General features: G+C 67.3%; 14 protein-coding genes. 8 read left to right on the top strand and 6 right to left on the bottom strand.

Going from position 1 to position 14,367, the window contains the following annotated elements; all coding sequences use genetic code 11:
* The first annotated feature begins 20 nt into the window (after positions 1-20).
* From KTJ87_RS04055 to KTJ87_RS04085, 7 genes are all read left to right on the top strand, one after another.
* Positions 21-632 carry a holin-associated N-acetylmuramidase gene (locus KTJ87_RS04055; protein WP_267137779.1) on the top strand — a complete coding sequence of 204 codons (612 nt, stop codon included), beginning with the start codon at positions 21-23 and terminating at the stop codon, positions 630-632.
* Positions 623-1,156, top strand: coding sequence for a holin family protein (locus KTJ87_RS04060; protein ID WP_267137780.1), 534 nt, complete (start codon positions 623-625; stop codon positions 1,154-1,156). The genes KTJ87_RS04055 and KTJ87_RS04060 overlap by 10 nt, the downstream gene beginning before the upstream one ends.
* Positions 1,153-1,377 (top strand): hemolysin XhlA family protein, encoded by a 225-nt coding sequence (locus KTJ87_RS04065; RefSeq protein ID WP_267137781.1) that lies wholly within the window; start codon positions 1,153-1,155, stop codon positions 1,375-1,377. The genes KTJ87_RS04060 and KTJ87_RS04065 overlap by 4 nt, the downstream gene beginning before the upstream one ends.
* Positions 1,378-1,451: 74 nt before the next feature.
* Entirely contained in the window at positions 1,452-3,425 is a 1,974-nt protein-coding gene (locus tag KTJ87_RS04070; protein ID WP_267137782.1) for a heme lyase CcmF/NrfE family subunit, read from the top strand.
* Positions 3,422-3,913, top strand: coding sequence for a cytochrome c-type biogenesis protein (locus KTJ87_RS04075; RefSeq protein WP_267137783.1), 492 nt, complete (start codon positions 3,422-3,424; stop codon positions 3,911-3,913). The genes KTJ87_RS04070 and KTJ87_RS04075 overlap by 4 nt, the downstream gene beginning before the upstream one ends.
* A gap of 69 nt (positions 3,914-3,982) precedes the next feature.
* The gene (locus KTJ87_RS04080; protein WP_267137784.1) at positions 3,983-4,759 is read left to right on the top strand and encodes an enoyl-CoA hydratase-related protein; all 777 of its coding nucleotides are present in this window, start codon (positions 3,983-3,985) and stop codon (positions 4,757-4,759) included.
* Positions 4,760-4,913: 154 nt separating this feature from the next.
* Positions 4,914-6,071, top strand: coding sequence for a Hint domain-containing protein (locus KTJ87_RS04085; protein WP_267137785.1), 1,158 nt, complete (start codon positions 4,914-4,916; stop codon positions 6,069-6,071).
* Positions 6,072-6,116: 45 nt separating this feature from the next.
* Here the strand turns inward: KTJ87_RS04085 and gltA are convergent, their stop codons facing one another.
* Both gltA and gltX read right to left on the bottom strand, forming a co-directional pair.
* Positions 6,117-7,412 (bottom strand): citrate synthase, encoded by a 1,296-nt coding sequence (gene gltA / locus KTJ87_RS04090; RefSeq protein ID WP_267137786.1) that lies wholly within the window; start codon positions 7,410-7,412, stop codon positions 6,117-6,119.
* Positions 7,413-7,483: 71 nt separating this feature from the next.
* Positions 7,484-8,902: a glutamate--tRNA ligase gene (gene gltX, locus KTJ87_RS04095; protein WP_267137787.1), complete on the bottom strand. Its 1,419-nt coding sequence runs from the start codon at positions 8,900-8,902 to the stop codon at positions 7,484-7,486.
* A gap of 89 nt (positions 8,903-8,991) precedes the next feature.
* Here gltX and KTJ87_RS04100 point away from each other — a divergent pair, with 89 nt between their 5' ends.
* A complete protein-coding gene (locus KTJ87_RS04100; protein ID WP_267137788.1) occupies positions 8,992-11,022 on the top strand; it encodes a ComEC/Rec2 family competence protein in 2,031 nt (676 codons plus the stop codon).
* Here the strand turns inward: KTJ87_RS04100 and lexA are convergent.
* The 4 genes from lexA to trpC all read right to left on the bottom strand — a co-directional run bounded on the left by lexA (position 11,016) and on the right by trpC (position 14,264).
* Positions 11,016-11,732, bottom strand: a complete 717-nt coding sequence (gene lexA, locus KTJ87_RS04105; RefSeq protein ID WP_267137789.1) for a transcriptional repressor LexA — start codon at positions 11,730-11,732, stop codon at positions 11,016-11,018. The two genes, KTJ87_RS04100 and lexA, sit on opposite strands and share 7 nt — an antisense overlap.
* Positions 11,733-11,794: 62 nt before the next feature.
* Positions 11,795-12,976, bottom strand: coding sequence for a molybdopterin molybdotransferase MoeA (locus KTJ87_RS04110; RefSeq protein WP_267137790.1), 1,182 nt, complete (start codon positions 12,974-12,976; stop codon positions 11,795-11,797).
* Positions 12,973-13,464: a cyclic pyranopterin monophosphate synthase MoaC gene (moaC, locus tag KTJ87_RS04115; RefSeq protein ID WP_267137791.1), complete on the bottom strand. Its 492-nt coding sequence runs from the start codon at positions 13,462-13,464 to the stop codon at positions 12,973-12,975. The genes KTJ87_RS04110 and moaC overlap by 4 nt, the downstream gene beginning before the upstream one ends.
* The gene (gene trpC, locus KTJ87_RS04120; protein ID WP_267137792.1) at positions 13,461-14,264 is read right to left on the bottom strand and encodes an indole-3-glycerol phosphate synthase TrpC; all 804 of its coding nucleotides are present in this window, start codon (positions 14,262-14,264) and stop codon (positions 13,461-13,463) included. The genes moaC and trpC overlap by 4 nt, the downstream gene beginning before the upstream one ends.
* Positions 14,265-14,367 lie beyond the last annotated feature (103 nt).

Here is a 14,367-nt window from a genome sequence, read left to right on the forward strand (position 1 = left end):
ATCCCGGGGGGCTGCGGGACATGCGGACGGTCGAACAGATTGCGGACGAGATCATCGCGCGCGAAGGCGGCTTTGTGGATGACGCGGACGATCCCGGCGGGGCGACGAACCACGGCGTGACCATCGGCACACTGCGGCGGCTGGGCGTCGATGTGGACGGCGACGGCGACATCGATACGGACGACGTGAGGCGGCTGACCAAGGCGCAGGCGCGGGACATCTTCGTGCGCCACTACTTTCACGAACCCCGCATTGGCGATCTGCCGGATGCCGTGCAGCCCAGCGTTTTCGACACGTTCGTGAATGCAGGCGGAAACGCGATTGTCCTTTTGCAACGTCTGCTTGGTGACATGGGCCAGCGCGTGTCGGTCGATGGAGTGATCGGACCGCAGACTGCCGAGGCCGCGAACGTGGCGGCGGCGGGCGCGCCGGGGCACTTCGTCGATGCCTACGGGATCGCCCGGCGCAACTACTACTACAGCCTTGCCGACCGTCGCCCGGCCAGCCGCAAATACGCCCGCCGCCGCGATGGCGGCAAGGGCGGCTGGATCGTGCGCGCCGAAGACTTCATCTCGCCGCGCTATCATCTCAGCGCCGATGAACATGCCCGGAGGGTCGCGGGATGGGTCTGATCGGAAGCCTCCTTGCCACCCTGTTCGGCGATGGGCGCAACGTGATCCGCGACACCGCCGAGGTGTTCCGCGAGAATGCCGAGGCCGGGGCGCAGCGCGGCGCGGGCCTGCAGACGGCGACGCTGGCGCAGTTCGCCGCCGAGTTCGGACAGGCGCGCAGCGGCTGGTTCGACCGCGCCATCGACGGGCTGAACCGCATCCCGCGTCCGGCGCTGGCCTTCGGCACGGTGGGGCTGTTCGTGGCGGCGATGGTCGACCCGGTGTGGTTCGCCAGCCGAATGCAGGGCATCGCGCTGGTGCCGGAACCGCTGTGGTGGCTGCTGGGCGCCATCGTCAGCTTCTACTTCGGCGCGCGCCAGCAGGCCAAGGGGCAGGAGTTCCAACGCTCCATCGCCGAGACGGTCGCCCGAACGCAGGTGGTGCAGAGCAACATCGCGGCGCTGCGTGCGCTTGAGCAAGGGGCGGGAGAGGCCGAGGCGCAGACCGGGCCGAACCCCGCGCTGGACGACTGGAGGCGCGGATGACCGGAACCCTGACGCTTGATACCGACTGGCGCCGCCACATCGAGAAGCGGGTGCAATCGCTGGAACTGCACGGGGCGGTCGACGACGTACACCGCGCCAACGTGGAAACCCGCCTGTCGGCCATCGAGGACACGCTGAAATGGCTTGTCCGGCTGATCCTTGGTGCGTTTCTTGCGGGGGCGGTGGCCTATGCTTTGCGGGGCGGGCTGGCGGTGCCCTGAGCCCGCAATGACAAACACGCGACGGATGCGCGCAGAGGATTGGCCTTTGCGCGCGCCGCGCGTAAATTGTGGCCATGTTGATCGAACTTGGCCACCTTGCCCTCATCCTCGCCTTCGCGGTTGCGCTGGTTCAGTCCGTGGTTCCGCTTGTGGGGGCGCACAAGGGATGGCGCGGCTGGATGGCTGCTGCCGATCCCGCCGCGTCGCTGCAGGTGATCCTGATCGGCTTTTCGTTCGCCGTTCTGACCTATGCCTTCGTCGTGTCGGACTTCTCGCTGCAACTGGTCGTGGGCAACTCGCACACCGACAAGCCGCTGCTCTACAAGATCACCGGCGTCTGGGGGAACCACGAGGGCTCGATGCTGCTCTGGGTGCTGATCCTGGCGCTGTTCGGCGCCAGCGCATCGTGGTTCGGCCAAGACCTGCCGCCCGCCTTGCGCGCCCGCGTGCTTGCGGTGCAGGGGGCGATTGGCGTCGCATTTCTTGCCTTCATCCTGTTCACGTCGAACCCGTTCACCCGGATGGCCGTGCCGCCGATGAACGGAGAGGACCTTAACCCGCTGTTGCAGGACCCCGGCCTCGCGTTCCACCCGCCATTCCTGTATCTCGGCTATGTCGGCCTTTCGATGAGCTTTTCCTTCGCCGTCGCCGCCCTGATCGAGGGGCGTGTGGATGCCGCATGGGGGCGCTGGGTGCGGCCCTGGACGCTTGCGGCCTGGATGTTCCTGACCATCGGCATCGCGCTTGGATCGTGGTGGGCCTATTACGAGCTTGGTTGGGGCGGCTTCTGGTTCTGGGACCCGGTCGAGAACGCATCTTTCATGCCCTGGCTGATCGCGGCGGCCTTGCTGCATTCGGCCATCGTGGTGGAAAAGCGTGAGGCGCTGAAATCCTGGACGATCCTTCTGGCGATCTTGGCCTTCGGTTTCTCGCTGATCGGCACGTTCATCGTGCGTTCGGGCGTGCTGACCTCGGTTCATGCCTTTGCCAACGACCCCGAACGCGGCGTCTTCATCCTGATGATCCTTGGCGTCTTCATGGGCGGCGCGCTGACGCTCTACGCCGCGCGTGCAGGCACGATGGAGGCCAAGGGCGTCTTTGGCGTGGTCAGCCGCGAAAGCGCGCTGGTGCTCAACAACATCCTTCTGGCGGTATCGGCCTTCGTGGTGTTCATCGGCACGATCTGGCCGCTGGTGGCCGAGTTGTTCTTTGACCGAAAGCTGTCGGTCGGCCCGCCGTTCTTTGACGCGGCGTTCACCCCCTTCGTGGTGGCGCTGGCCGCGATCCTGCCGCTGGGCGCATTGATGCCGTGGAAACGCGGGCGGATTGACCGGGCGATACAGCCGCTTTGGGGCGTGCTGGCGCTGTCGGTGGCGGCGGGCGGCCTGGTCTGGGTGATCCAGACGGGCGGCGCGATGCTGGCCCCTGTCGGCGCGGTGCTTCTGGTGTGGCTGGTCGGCGGCGCTGCGGCGGACCTGTGGCAGCGCACGGGGCGGGGCGGCATTGGCGACAAGCTGCGCCGCGCGACCCGCCTGCCGCGCGCCGATCTCGGCAAGGTCGTCGCCCATGCCGGGCTTGGCGTCACCATCTTCGGCGTGACCGCGATCACCGCCTGGCAGGTCGAGGACATCCGCGTCGCCCAGATCGGGGATACGTTCGACGTCGGCGGCTATGCGGTGACGCTGGACGCTGTGAACCGGGTGCAGGGGCCGAACTATTCTTCGACCATGGCCGACATGACGGTCTCGCGCGGCGGCAGTATCGTGGCGTTTCTGCAGCCTGAAAAGCGCATCTATCCCGTCGCACGGATGCCCACGACCGAGGCGGCGATCGACAACGGATTTCTGCGCGACATCTACGTCGTGATCGGCGATCCGCAGGACAATGGCGGCTGGGCGGTGCGGGTCTATATCAAGCCCTTCGCCAACTGGATCTGGGCCGGGTGTATCATCATGTCGCTTGGCGGCGCTCTCAGCCTGACCGACAGGCGCTTCCGTGTCGCGGCAGGGGCGCGCAAGGCGGCAGCGCCTGCGGTGCCTGCGGAATGACCCTTCCGCTTCGTTTGTCGCGGCTGCTGGCACCGGTCCTGATGGCGATGCTCGTGCTGGGCCTTGCGGGGCCTGCCATGGCCGTGCAGCCCGACGAGGTGCTGGACGACCCGGCGTTGGAGGCGCGCGCGCGCGACATCAGTTCCGGCCTGCGCTGCCTGGTCTGCCGCAACGAATCCATCGACGAATCGAACGCCGACCTGGCGCGTGACCTGCGGCTTCTGGTGCGCGAACGGCTGGTGACGGGCGACAGCGACGAACAGGTCGTCGAGTTCATCGTCGACCGCTACGGCGAATATGTCCTTCTGAACCCCACCGCCACGGGATCGAACCTTGTGCTGTGGGGGGCGGGGCCGGTGCTGTTCCTCGTCGCGCTGGGGATCGGCGCGGTCTATGTCCGGCGCCGGTCGCGCGCCGCGCCGCAAGGCCCGGACGAAGGGCTGGACGCCGAGGAACAGGCGCGCCTGCACGAGATTCTCCGCGACTGACGGCGCGTTGCGCTTTCCCTTTCGGGAAGGGCCGATAGGATGCCGTCAGACCCTGAGGGAGGCCACCGCATGAACTACGAATCCATCCGCTACACCCTGCGCGACGACATCGCCACGATCACGATGAACCGCGCCGAGGTGATGAACGCGCTCAACAGCCAGATGCGCGCCGAGTTGCTGCACGCTGTCCGCGAAGCCGACCGGGATGCGCGCGTGCTGGTCCTGACCGGAAAGGGCAAGGCGTTCTGCTCGGGTCAGGATCTGGGCGATGCGGGCAGCCTCAACAACCTTGATCTCGAACGCACCCTGCGAGACGAGTACGAGCCGCTGCTGCGGGCGATCTATGGCGCGCGGGTGCCGACCATCGCGGCGGTCAACGGTGCGGCGGCGGGAGCGGGGGCGAACCTTGCGCTGGCCTGCGATGTGGTGATCGCCACCGAGTCGGCGGTGTTCCTGCAGGCGTTCAGCCGGATCGGCCTGATCCCGGATGCGGGCGGCACCTATTGGCTGCCCCGGCAGGTCGGGTTCTCGCGCGCGATGGGCGCGGCGCTGTTCGCTGAACCTGTCTCGGCCAAAGACGCCGCCGATTGGGGCATGATCTGGGAAGCGGTGCCGGACGAGGGGTTCGCGGACCACTGGTTCGCCCGCGCCTCCAAGCTGGCGCAGGGGCCGACCGAAGCCTATACCCGCATCAAGCAGGCCATTCGCGGCAGCTATGACAACGACGTCGACAGCCAGCTGGAGCTGGAGGCGAAATTGCAGGGCGCCTGCGGCCAGACGCGCGACTTCAAGGAAGGCGTGATGGCGTTTCTCGAAAAGCGGGTGCCGCGCTACGAGGGGCGCTGATCGCCGCAGGATTGTTTCGCCGCCGTCCCGTTAACCTTTTGATACAAAGCGATTGCGCGCAGAAATAACCAGAATTCGTCAGAATGCTGACCGAGCGTCAGCATAGCTTGCGCAATGGGTCAGCCCCCGGCCCGATTGTGCAGGTCTGTGACGTATGGCGTTCAACGTCGTTCTTTCCACGCTTTATCTCGGTCAGATCGGCGATCTGGATACCGACGAAGGCACGCGCGAGATGGAGAACCCGGGTGCGCTTGTGCGAACCTATGGGTCTGCACTTGATCCGCTGTGCCGCCATATTGTCGACATAGACACCGACAGCCCGTCCGAGTTCGGAGACATGGCCGATGCGGTGGAAACGGATCAGGAAGACAGCGGCAACAACGACACGATCACCTACGATCTTGGCAGTGGGCCGGTCACCCGCTCGATCGATTCGATGGCGGATGTGACGGGCGTTATCACCTTTCGCGACGGAACGACGTTGACCGACCAGTTCGCGGTGTTCCAGGACACTGACGGGCGCGTGTTCCTTGCCATCTGGGACACGCAGACCACGCTTGACGACAAGCCGGTCGAAAGTTTCCGGATCACCGGCGTCACGCGCAGCGACTATGCGGCGCTGGAGCAGCTGACGCGCGACGATCTGAATTTCATCAACTGCTTCCGGTCGGACACCTTGATCCGAACGCCGCACGGCGAGCGGCGTATCGCCACCCTGCGGCGCGGCGATCTGGTCGAGACGGTGCAGAACGGCCCGCAGGAAATCCGCTGGATCGGCACGACGACGCTGTCCGCGTCACGGCTGGCGCGGCAGGGCAATCTCGCGCCGGTGCGGATCGCGCAGAACACCTTTGGCCCCGGGTTGCCCGCGCAAGAGCTTGTGGTGTCGCCGCAGCACCGGATCATGCTGGGCGGGTCACTGGTCGAACGGGTTTGCGGCAGCGACGAGGTGCTGGTGGCGGCCAAGCACCTGACGCGGCTGCCAGGCATCGATGCGGCGCCTTGCGCTTCGGGCGTCAGCTATTCGCATTTCATCTTTGACCGGCACGAGGTGGTCTGGGCGAACGGTCTGCCCGCCGAAAGCCTGTATCTGGGCGATCAGGCCCGCAGCGGGCTGCCGACGGCGCTGCGGGGCGAGATTGACCAGGTCTTTCCCGAGATCATGGGGCACACGGCGCGCCCGATCCCGGCCTATCCGTTCCTGCGCGCACGCAAGGCGAGCGAGCTGCTGTTGCGGCTGGAACGGCGCGGACAGCGCGGGCAGGGGGCCGGGGGCGAGCGGCTTTCGCCGATACGCCCGCGCCTGAACTGAAAAGGCCGCCCCGAAGGGCGGCCCTGGCAACGCGCGTGCCGAGGCTCAGCGGTTCTCGACGTCGATGTAATCGCGGGTGGTCTCGCCGTGATACAGCTGACGCGGACGGCCGATCTTGAGCTGCGGGTCCGACAGCTGTTCCTTCCACTGCGAAATCCAGCCCACGGTCCGCGCGATGGCGAAGATCGGGGTGAACATCGACGTCGGTAGGCCCATCGCGTCAAGAATGATGCCCGAATAGAAGTCGACGTTCGGGAACAGCTTTTTATCTGCGAAATAGGGGTCTTCCAGAGCCTGCTTTTCCAGCTCCTTGGCGACCTGAAGCGTCGGGTTGTTCTCGATCCCCAGAAGGTCGAGCACCTCGTCGGCGGACTGCTTCATCACTGTCGCGCGCGGGTCGAAGTTCTTGTAGACGCGGTGGCCAAAGCCCATCAGGCGGAACGGATCGTTCTTGTCCTTGGCGCGGGCGATGAATTCGGGGATGCGGTCGGGCGTGCCGATCTCGCGCAGCATCTCGAGGCAGGCCTGGTTGGCGCCGCCATGCGCGGGGCCCCAAAGGCAGGCGATGCCCGCCGCGATGCAGGCAAACGGGTTGGCACCCGAGGACGAGGCAAGCCGCACCGTCGAGGTCGATGCGTTCTGTTCGTGGTCGGCATGCAGCGTGAAGATGCGGTCCATCGCACGGCTGAGGATCGGGTTGACCTCGTATTCCTCGGCGGGAACGGCAAAGCACATGCGCAGGAAGTTGGACGCATAGTCCAGATCGTTGCGCGGATACACGAACGGCTGGCCGATCGAATACTTGTAGGCCCAGGCCGCGATGGTGGGCATCTTGGCGATCAGCCGGATCGACGCGACCTCGCGCTGCCAGGGATCATTGATGTCTGTCGAGTCGTGGTAGAACGCCGACATCGCGCCGACGACACCGACCATGACCGCCATCGGGTGCGCGTCACGACGGAACCCGCGGAAGAAATACTGCATCTGTTCGTGCAGCATCGTGTGCTGCGTGACGCGGCTTTCGAAATCCTCAAGCTGCTCGGCGGTGGGAAGATCGCCGTAGAGCAGCAGGTAGCAGACTTCGAGATAGTGCGATTTGCCCGCAAGCTGATCGATCGGATAGCCGCGGTGCAACAGCACGCCTTCCTCGCCGTCGATGAAGGTGATCGTCGAGTCGCAGCTTGCGGTCGAGGTAAAGCCCGGATCGTAGGTGAACACGCCGCCCTCGGCGTAAAGCTTGCGAATGTCGATCACGTCCGGCCCGGCGGTGCCGGCATAGATCGGCAACTCGATCCGCTTGTTGTCGAAACTGAGCGTCGCCGTCTTGTTGGTATCAGCCATCGTCGTCCCTTCCGTTAAGGACCCGGCCCGATACGGGGGCGGATCGGTCGTGAACTTGTCTGGCCGGGCCGTCAGGCCCCGCCCGCGTCCGACAGCCGTGCGATGGTTTCATCGCGGCCAAGGACAAGCATCATGTCGAACACGCTTGGGGAAACGCTGCGCCCGGCAATCGCGGCCCGAAGCGGCTGCGCCAGTTTGCCAAGCTTCAGCCCCCGCGCCTCGGCCACCTCGGCCACGGCCGCCTCCAGCGCCTCGCGCGTCCAGCTAGCATTCTGCAGGTGCGGCGTCAATTCCGCCAGTATACCACGGGATACAGAATCCAGCGCAGCAGCAGACTTCTCATCCGGTTCGATGGGGCGTTCGGTCAGCACGAAGTGAGCCTTTTCAAGAAGTTCCGGGATCGTCTTGGCCCGGTCCTTCAGACAGTACATCGCGCGCATCAGGCCACTGTGCTGCGCGTCCGTCAACGGGTCTTGCTGCGTTGCCGCACGAAATGCTGCGATCTCTGCAATCAGCGTGCCATCATCCGTTGCCGCGATGTGCTGACCTGAAAGGTTCTCCAGCTTCTTGAGGTCCAGGCGCGCGGGCGACTTGCCGATGCCGCCAAGGTCGAACCAGTCAAGCGCCTGCGCATCGGTAAAGAATTCGTCGTCGCCGTGGCTCCAGCCCAGCCGGGTCAGGTAGTTGCGCATCGCCGCAGAGGTGAAGCCCATGCGCTGGTATTCCTCGACCCCGAGCGCGCCGTGCCGCTTCGACAGTTTCTTGCCGTCCGGCCCGTGGATCAGCGGGATATGCGCCCAGACCGGCACCTCCCATTCCATCGCGTCGTAGATCATCATCTGCCGCGCGGCATTGGCGAGGTGATCGTCCCCGCGAATGACATGGGTGATGCCCATGTCGTGATCATCGACGACAACAGCCAGCATGTAGGTCGGTGTGCCGTCGGAACGTAACAGGACCATGTCGTCCAGCTGGTCATTGCCCCAGCGCACATCCCCCTGCACCCGGTCGGCGATGATCGTAGCGCCGCCCAGCGGGGCCCTGATGCGGATCACGAAGGGAGCGTCAGGGTGGGTCGCGGGATCCGCGTCGCGCCAGGGCGAACGGTAGAGGGTGGACTTGCCCTCTGCGCGGGCGGCCTCGCGGAAGGCCTCGATCTCGTCCTGGGTGGCAAAGCACTTGTAGGCCGCGCCGCGCGCCAGCAACTCGTGCGCGACGTCGGCGTGACGGTCCGCGCGGGCCGATTGGCTGACCGCCTCGCCGTCCCAGTCCAGCCCCAGCCACGTCATCCCGCGCAGGATCGCCTCGGTCGCTTCGGGGGTCGACCGGGCGCGGTCGGTATCCTCGATCCGAAGCAGGAACTTGCCGCCGCGGCCGCGCGCATAGAGCCAATTGAACAGCGCGGTTCGGGCGGTGCCGATGTGCATGAAACCGGTCGGCGAGGGCGCGATGCGGGTGACGACGGGGCGGTCTGACTTGGGGTCTGACATGGGGAAGGGCCTTGCGCGGTTAACCTTGTGGAAACCAGGCGGAGCCTAGCGTCGGCGTCGGTCTAGCCAACGGGATCGGAGAGAACAAGGTGCGCGTCCCTTCCCTGTCTGCCGTCGTCGCGGCACAGCGCGGGCACCTGTTCCCTTGGGTGCCTGTGGCCTTCGGTACGGGCATCGGGCTGTATTTCGCGGTGCCGTGGGAACCTGCGGTCTGGATGCTGTGGGCCGGGGCGTCCCTTGCTGCGGTGTTGATGCTGATCGCCCGCCGCGTGCCCGAAGGTGTCGGGCCGCTGGTTGTCGCACTGGCGGCGCTGGCCTGCGGACACGCGGTCGCGGGCGCGCGGGCGCACCTGGTGGCCGCCCCGGTGCTGGAATTTCGCTACTACGGCCCGGTCGAGGGACGCATCGCCGCGATCGACCGCTCGGCATCCGACAAGATGCGCCTGACGCTGACGGATGTGGTCCTGCTGGATGTCGCGCCCGCGCGCACACCGGAAAGGGTGCGGGTGTCGCTGCACCACGCCGAGGCGCATTTCGATCCTGTGCCGGGCATGCGCGTCGCGACCACCGGGCATCTGTCCGGCCCCGAGGGACCTGTAGAGCCTGGCGGCTTCGATTTTCAGCGCATGGCCTGGTTCGACCGGATCGGTGCGGTGGGCTATTCCCGGATGCCGCTGGTGATGACCGCCGCCGCGCCGCCGGGCGGGTCGGTGCAGGGATTGCGGATTGCCATATCGCGGGCGGTTCAGGCGCAGGTGCCGGGGGAGAACGGCGCCTTTGCCGCTGCCATTCTGACCGGCGACCGCTCGGGCATCGGCACCGAGACCCTGCAGGCGTTGCGCGATTCCAACCTTGCGCATCTGCTGGCGATCTCGGGCCTGCATATGGGGTTGTTGACCGGCTTTGTCTTTGCGGCGCTGCGCCTGGCGCTGGCGCTGCATCCGCGCACGGGGCTGACATGGCCGGGCAAGAAGATCGCGGCGGTGGTCGCCATCGTCGCGGGCGCGGCGTATTACCTGCTGTCGGGCGGCAACGTGGCGACGGAACGCGCGTTCATCATGGTCGCTGTCGCGTTGAGCGCCGTGCTGGTGGACCGCCGGGCGCTGACGCTGCGCGCCGTGGCCATTGCCGCGCTGATCGTTCTGGTCCTGCGGCCCGAAACCCTGACCGAACCCGGATTCCAGATGTCCTTCGCGGCGACCACGGCGCTGGTCGCGGTCTTTGCCGGATTGCGTGACACGGGATCGGGGCTGCCCCGCTGGACGCGGCCGATCCTGGCGGTCGTCGTCTCTTCTGCCGTGGCGGGCGCGGCGACGGCGCCGGTGGCGGCGGCGCATTTCAACCGCCTGTCGGACTATGGCCTGATCGCCAACCTCGCCAGCGTGCCGCTGATGGGATTGGTCGTGATGCCTGCCGCGGTGCTGGCGGCCTGTCTCTGGCCGCTTGGGCTGTCCTGGATCGGTCTCTGGCTGATGCGCTGGCCGATCGCCTGGATCCTCGGGGTGGCGCATGCCGTGGCGGGCTGGGACGGCGCGGTGACGCCGGTGCCCTCGCCGCAGGGGATGGTGTTGCCGCTGTTCGCGGTCGGCGGGCTGATCGCGGTGCTGTGGCAGGGGCGCGGGCGATGGGCCGGGATGATCCCACTGGCGGCGGCGCTCGCGCTCTGGTCGGCGAGCGTGCGACCGGCGCTGCTGATCTCGCCCGATGGTGGCCTCATGGGCGTGATGACCGAGGCGGGGCGGGCCTTGTCGAAAGAGCGCGGGCAGGGGTTCGCCGCACAGGTCTGGCTGGAGAATGACGGCGACGCCGCCGCGCAGCCAGAGGCATCCGGACGGGCGGGGATCGACAGGTCAGAAGACTGGATTGCTGCCGACATCGGGGGCGTCACCGTGCGCCACGTCTCGGGGCGGGGCGTTGACGAAAAGGCCGTCCGTGCCTGTGCACTTGGCGGCATCGTCGTCTCGGCGGCGGAACTGCCTGGGCCGGCCGGGCCTTGCCACGTCCACGACGGGCAATCGCTACGCAAGACCGGCGCCGTCGCCCTGGTGGCGGCGACAGAGGGGCCGCGCACGATCACGGCGCGGCAGCTGTCGGGCGACCGGCTGTGGACGGGTCAGTAGGTGCGGATCAGCCCAACAAGCTTGCCCTGCACCTCGACCTGGTCATCGGGGTAGATCTGCGCCGGATAGGCGGGATTCGCAGCCTCGAGCGCGATGCGGCGGCCGCCTTGGCGGCGCAGCGTCTTGAGCGTCGCCTCCTGCCCCTTGACGAGCGCAACGACGATGTCGCCGTCATCGGCTGTCGAGGTTTCGCGGATCACCACGATGTCGCCGTCGTTGATCCCCGCGTCGATCATCGAGTCGCCCTTCACCTCGAGCGCATAGTGATGGCCCTTGCCGCCCAGCATCGTGCCCGGAACGGCGACATGGGTTTCGATCTGGCTGATCGCCTCGATCGGGACACCGGCGGCGATCTTGCCCATCAGTGGCACATCGGTCGCGCCCCATTGCGACACCGGGGCGGCGGCAGAGGGCCGGCTGCTGGGCCGGTCGCCGTCGATCACGCGCGGGGTAAAGCCGCCCGTCTGCGGCGCGGCGCTGTATTTCGCGGCGATGCTGTCCGGCAGCTTGACGATTTCGATGGCGCGGGCTCGGTGGGCGAGGCGGCGGATGAAGCCCCGTTCTTCAAGCGCGGTTATCAGGCGGTGGATGCCGGACTTCGACCGCAGGTCGAGCGCCTCTTTCATCTCGTCGAACGAAGGCGGCACGCCGTCCTTCTGCATCCGCTTGTGGATCAGTTCCAGAAGGTCGAGCTGTTTCTTGGTCAGCATGTCGGCACCTGCATCGTCATGGACGTGTTCAGGTTATGTTCTACACCCGTTCCGGATTCGTGTCAACGCTGCGTCAGCGGGACATACTCCATAATGTCGCCCGCCTTGCGCGCCGGATCGTCCACGGGACGCACGAGCAGGCCATGCGCCTCGGTCAGGACGGTCAAGAGCGAGGAATCCTGCCGCTCGAACGGGTGGATCGCGCCACCCTCAAGCCGGGCGCGGACATAGTGTTCGCGCGGACCGTTTGCGGCGACATCGACGGCCAGCGGCGCCCGGATGCGCGGCGCGGCGCCGTCCGGCAGGCCCAGCATCCGGCGCACGAGCGGCAGCAGGAACAGGTGCCCGCAGACGATGGCCGACACCGGATTGCCCGGCAGGCCGAGCATGGCCGATCCCGACAGGCGCCCGGCCATCAGCGGCTTTCCGGGGCGCATGGCGATCTTGTAGAACGCGCGGTCGAGGCCAAGGTCGCCCGCGACCTTGCCGACAAGGTCGTGGTCACCGACCGATGCGCCGCCCACGGTGACGATCAGATCCGCGCCTGCCGCCAGCTCAAAGGCCAGCCGAAGGGAATTGGCGTTGTCGCGGGCGATGGGCAGGATGCGCGCCTCTGCGCCTTCGTCTTCCACCATCGCGGCCAGCGCGAAGATGTTGGAGGCGACGATCTGGTCGGGGCCGGGGTCTTCTCCGGGCATCACCAGCTCGTCCCCGGTGGCGATGATCGCGATGTCAGGCTTGCGGGTCACGGGGACGATGCCGTGGTTCATCGCGGCGATCAGCGCGAGGTCGGCAGAGCCGAGGCGGCGCGGGGCGTCCAGCGTGTAGCCGATGGCGAAATCGGCCCCGGCGGGGCGGATGTGATCGGCCGGTTCCAGGCGGTCGCCGAGGGTGATCGTGTCGACGTCGCGGGCGACATCCTCTTGCAGTATGATGTGGTCTGCGCCCTCTGGCACCGGCGCGCCGGTGAAGATGCGCACGGTCTGGCCCGGGCCGACGGTGCCTGCAAAGCGGTCCCCTGCGGCGGCCTCGCCGATGACGGTCAGCTTTGCCCCGTTGACGGCGTCCGCGCGGCGGGCGGCATAGCCGTCCATGGCAGAAGCAGGGAACGGCGGCTGGGCGCGGCGTGCGGTGAGCGGTGCGGCAAGGATGCGGCCATGGGCGGCGCGCAGCGGCACGTCCTCGGGCGGAAGCGGGGCCCCTAGCGCCAGAACCCGTGCCAGCGCCTCGGCGACGGAAATCACCGGGGCGCCTCTGGCAAAGCCTCGTAGCGACCGGACTTGCCGCCATCCTTCAGGACAAGGCGGATGCCGCCGATTTCCATGCCTTTTTCCACCGCCTTGACCATGTCGTAGATGGTCAGCGCGGCGGTGGACACCGCTGTCAGCGCCTCCATCTCGACGCCGGTCTGGCCGGTGGTCTTGACGGTCGCCTCGATCCGCAGGCCGGGCAGGGTGTCATCGGGCGTGATCTCGACCGCGACCGATGTCACGGGCAGGGGGTGGCACAGCGGGATCAGGTCGGCGGTCTTCTTGGCGCCCATGATGCCCGCAAGCCGCGCCACGCCCATGACGTCGCCCTTCTTGGCGCGCCCCTCGACGACCAGCGCCAGCGTCTCGGGCGTCATCCGGACATGGCCCGCCGCGACGGCCATTCGCGCGGTCACGTCCTTGCCCGACACATCGACCATGTGGGCATCGCCCTTGGCGTCGAAATGCGTGAGCCCCGTCATCGCGCAGGCACCGGATCCGCAAGGAGCGCCCGGGTGGCCGAGGCGACATCGGGCTGGCGCATCAGCGCCTCGCCGATCAGGAAGCAGCGCGCGCCGTGCGCGGCCAGATCGGCCAGATCCGCGGGCGTCGACAGCCCGCTTTCGGCGACGATGATCCGGTCCTCGGGAATGCGCGCGGCGAGGCGGCGGGTGGTGTCCAGCGACGTCTCGAAGGTGTGCAGGTTGCGGTTGTTCACACCCATCAGCGGCGATTTCAGCGCCAGCGCGCGGTCGAGTTCCGCCTCGTCATGCACCTCGATCAGCGCGTCCATGCCCCAGTCGGTCGCGGCGGCCTCCAGTTCGGCGGCCTGCGCGTCGGAGACGCTTGCCATGATGATGAGGATGCAGTCGGCATGGAGCGCGCGGGCCTCGGCGACCTGGTAAGGGTCGTACATGAAATCCTTGCGCAGCGCGGGCAGCTGCGTGGCATCGCGGGCCACGGGCAGGAAGGCGTCGGCGCCCTGAAAGGACGGCCCGTCGGTCAGGACCGACAGGCAGGCCGCGCCGCCGACCTCGTATGCCTCGGCCAGGCGCGGCGGGTCGAAATCGGCGCGGATCAGACCCTTGGAGGGCGACGCCTTCTTGATTTCGGCGATCAGGGCATAGCCGCTGCGGGACTTGCGCCGGAGCGCGTCGGCAAAGCCGCGCGGGCCGGGGGCCGCATGTGCGGCCTCCTCTACCATGGCGAGGGGACGGGTGCGCTTGCGCTCGGCGATTTCGCCCAGCTTGTACGCCTTGATGCGGTCGAGAACGGTTGTCATGACCCCGTCAGTAGCGCGGGCTGCGGCCGTTGCCAAGCGGAGCGGCTGCGCCGCACGCGAGGCTTGCGCGCGCTGCGCGCGGATATGGACTTACGCGCGCTGC

The sequence above is a fragment of the Anianabacter salinae genome, assembly GCF_019061145.1.
Lineage (GTDB): Bacteria > Pseudomonadota > Alphaproteobacteria > Rhodobacterales > Rhodobacteraceae > Anianibacter > Anianibacter salinarum.